Here is a 309-nt window from a genome sequence, read left to right on the forward strand (position 1 = left end):
GACTATCATCAAAAATGAGGCGTTGACCTGGGAGGGTCTTAATCACCTGCGTCAATCTTCCAACCTTTTGTGGCGCTCTACCCATATTTATATGTCGCTACCAAAAGCTATTTTTATCATTTATATGTTTCGTATTTTGTTAGTGTCATTAGATGACAGTAGGAGAGAAACCTTACGACATGCCAATCAGGACGAGCTTACTCAGCTTAAAAATCGTCGCTACGGTTTGAAAAAGATGAAGTATGCTTTGGCAACGGTGAGAGAATATCAAGATTTAAGCGTTATGCTGTTAGATTTGGATTGGTTCAG

General features: G+C 39.5%; 1 protein-coding gene. It reads left to right on the forward strand.

Annotated features, from left to right (window positions below; genetic code table 11):
• Positions 1-309 (forward strand): diguanylate cyclase domain-containing protein (locus SB772_RS39880; protein WP_410838501.1); only part of this gene is annotated, 309 nt, incomplete at both ends.

Origin of the sequence: Paraburkholderia sp. SIMBA_030, from assembly GCF_046535245.1 — a bacterium.
Lineage (GTDB): Bacteria > Pseudomonadota > Gammaproteobacteria > Burkholderiales > Burkholderiaceae > Paraburkholderia.